This is a genomic window from Pseudomonas sp. RIT-562 (genome assembly GCF_026241895.1).
In the GTDB taxonomy this organism is placed as follows: domain Bacteria; phylum Pseudomonadota; class Gammaproteobacteria; order Pseudomonadales; family Pseudomonadaceae; genus Aquipseudomonas; species Aquipseudomonas mandelii_F.
This window is the reverse complement of record NZ_JAPJIV010000043.1, coordinates 1-2903: the sequence shown is the minus strand read 5'-3', so window position 1 is coordinate 2903 and position 2903 is coordinate 1. Positions and strand designations below refer to the sequence as shown.

Here is a 2903-nt window from a genome sequence, read left to right as displayed (position 1 = left end):
CACCGCCGCGGACGACATCGCGATTGGTGGTCAACCGACCATCGTGAACAAGCTGGAAACGGTCGAAGGCGCTGGCACCTACGAGAAACTGACCCTGGGTCAGAACTCGCTGGAAACTACCGTTACTGACGAACCTACCGGCCAAGGCGATGCCGTTGGCATCACCATTACCGGCAACGGTCCAGTTCTGGAAAACCAGGGCGCAGCGTTCACCATCAAGCTCGACAAGGCTCAAGACCACCCAGTGACCGTCAAGCTGAGCGACGGTTCGACTCTGGTCTTCGCTGCTGGCCAGACCGAGAAAGTCCACACCCTCGCCCCACAAGGCGATGACGTCTACAAAGACGGCGGCACCGTATCCTTGAGCATCACCGGTGCCACCTCGAACGGCGCAGCGCTGGAAAACCCAACCATTGGTGGCCCAGCTTCGGTCACCATTGGCGACACCACCAGTGAAGTGTTTGCGACCCTGACGGCGGATAAAACCACCGTGGCTGAAGGCGGCCAAGTCACCTACACCGTGAGCCTGACCACCAGCACCGGCTTGCCACTGACCAACCATCCTGAGCTGACCTTTAAGCTCACCGATGGCACCACCATTACTGTTCCAGCGAACAGCGTTACTGGCCAGGCGACCATCACCGCCGCAGACGACATCGCGATCGGCGGTCAGCCGACCATCGTCAACAAGCTGGAAACGGTAGAAGGTGCCGGTACCTACGAGAAACTGACCCTGGGTCAGAATGCCGTGGAAACCAAAGTCACTGATGAGCCAGGTTCGGGCACCCCAACCGACAACCAAGGCGACGCGGTCGGCATCACCATCACTGGTAACGGCCCAGTCCTGGAAAACCAGGGCGCAGCGTTCACCGTCAAGCTCGACAAAGCGCAAGACCACCCGGTTACCGTCAAGCTGAGCGACGGTTCGACTCTGGTCTTCGCTGCTGGCCAGACTGAAAAAGTCCACACCCTCGCCCCGCAAGGCGACGACGTCTACAAAGACGGCGGTACCGTATCCCTTAGCATTACGGGTGCGACCTCCAATGGCGCACCACTGGAAAACCCAACCATCAGTGGCCCAGCGTCGGTCACCATCGGCGACACCACCAGTGAAGTCTTCGCGACCCTGACGGCGGATAAAACCACCGTAGCTGAAGGCGGTTCCGTCACTTACACCGTGACCTTGACCACCAACACCGGTCTGCCGCTGACCAACCATCCGGAGCTGACTTTCAAGCTCACCGATGGCACCACCATTACTGTTCCTGCCAACAGCGTTACCGGCCAGGCGACCATCACCGCCGCAGACGACATCGCGATTGGTGGTCAGCCGACCATCGTTAACAAACTGGAAACGGTTGAAGGCGCTGGCACCTACGAAAAACTGACCTTGGGTCAGAACGCCGTAGAAACCAAAGTCACTGATGAGCCAGGTTCGGGCACCCCAACCGACAACCAAGGCGACGCAGTTGGCATCACCATCACCGGCAACGGCCCAGTTCTGGAAAACCAGGGCGCAGCCTTCACCATCAAGCTCGACAAGGCTCAAGACCACCCGGTTACCGTCAAGCTGAGCGACGGTTCGACCTTGGTCTTCGCTGCTGGTCAGACTGAGAAAGTCCACACCCTGGCCCCGCAAGGCGACGACGTCTACAAAGACGGCGGCACCGTGTCTTTGAGCATCACCGGTGCCACCTCGAACGGCGCAGCGCTGGAGAACCCAACCATCGGTGGCCCAGCTTCGGTGACCATCGGCGACACCACCAGTGAAGTGTTTGCGACCCTGACGGCGGATAAAACCACCGTGGCGGAAGGCGGTTCCGTCACTTACACCGTGACCTTGACCACCAACACCGGTCTGCCGCTGACCAACCATCCGGAGCTGACTTTCAAGCTCACCGACGGTACGTTGATCAAAGTCCCGGCTAACAGCGTCACCGGCCAGGCGACCATCACCGCCGCAGACGACATCGCGATCGGCGGTCAGCCGACCATCGTCAACAAGCTGGAAACGGTTACCGGCGCGGACAGCTACGAGAAACTGACCCTCGGTCAGAATGCCGTGGAAACCAAAGTCACTGATGAGCCAGGTTCGGGCACCCCAACCGACAACCAAGGCGATGCCGTTGGCATCACCATCACCGGCAACGGCCCAGTCCTGGAAAACCAGGGCGCAGCGTTCACCATCAAGCTCGACAAGGCTCAAGACCACCCAGTTACCGTCAAGCTGAGCGACGGTTCGACCCTGGTCTTCGCCGCCGGCCAGACCGAGAAAGTCCACACCCTCGCTCCGCAAGGTGATGACGTCTACAAAGACGGCGGTACCGTGTCCTTGAGCATCACCGGTGCCACCTCCAATGGCGCGCCGCTGGAAAACCCAACCATTGGTGGCCCAGCGTCGGTCACCATCGGCGACACCACCAGTGAAGTGTTTGCAACTCTGACCGCGGACAAAACCACTGTCGCTGAAGGCGGCCAAGTCACTTACACCGTGACCTTGACCACCAGCACTGGTCTGCCACTGACCAACCATCCTGAGCTGACCTTTAAGCTCACCGATGGCACCACCATTACTGTTCCAGCGAACAGCGTTACTGGCCAGGCGACCATCACCGCCGCCGACGACATCGCGATCGGCGGTCAGCCGACCATCGTCAACAAGCTGGAAACGGTCGAAGGTGCCGGTACCTACGAGAAACTGACCCTCGGTCAGAATGCCGTGGAAACCAAAGTCACTGATGAGCCAGGTTCGGGCACCCCAACCGACAACCTAGGCGATGCCGTTGGCATCACCATCACCGGCAACGGCCCAGTCCTGGAAAACCAGGGCGCGGCGTTCACCATCAAGCTCGACAAAGCGCAAGACCACCCAGTGACCGTCAAGCTGAGCGACGGTTCGACCT

1 protein-coding gene is annotated in these 2903 nt (G+C 59.9%); it reads left to right on the top strand.

The genetic code is table 11. The features are described 5' to 3' along the window. Window positions 1-2903 (top strand): immunoglobulin-like domain-containing protein (locus ORL50_RS28625; protein ID WP_323055289.1); only part of this gene is annotated, 2903 nt, incomplete at both ends.